Annotated in this window: 1 protein-coding gene; it reads left to right on the forward strand. The window is 30.6% G+C overall.

All coding sequences use genetic code 11. The features are described from left to right. Nucleotides 1-507: hypothetical protein (locus tag FH871_RS34700; protein ID WP_212768359.1), on the forward strand; the 507-nt coding region annotated here is incomplete at both ends.

A 507-nucleotide genomic window follows, 5' to 3' on the forward strand; every position in this document is an offset into this window, starting at 1 on the left:
AGATACTGAACATAAACGATACTTGATAGAAGAGTTGCTATGTACAGTAGCTGATCAGCATGCTGACGGTGTTAGCCATGGATATTTGTCATTTTATTCTAACTATTTATATTATTTAAGCCAACTTAGAGCGATAGCTGATAAAAAAAGTTACCAGAAAATCAAAAAAAGAATTGAATTTGTAAGTGATTTAGATCGTGGCCATTTTAAGGAAGAACTTGTCACTTTTCCCAAATTGTCAAAAAATTTAGGAATGGTTAATAAGGAACTTGTAAAAAATGTTGAAAAACTGGACCTAAGGCAATTACCAAGTCCGTATGATTTTTTTAAGAATAGCAAAGTTCACCTTGAATACTCAGAATTTCACAAAAATGTATTTAGTAATCCTTTGCTATTGAAGAGATATAGCGATATTCACTTCGTATCTTATAGAATTATAATGGGATTCTTTTTTAAGGTTTTACCATTGTTAGGGATAAGTCTAAATGAGCGAAATCATATTCTCTA

The sequence above is a fragment of the Larkinella sp. C7 genome (assembly GCF_006149005.1).
In the GTDB taxonomy this organism is placed as follows: Bacteria; Bacteroidota; Bacteroidia; order Cytophagales; family Spirosomataceae; genus Larkinella.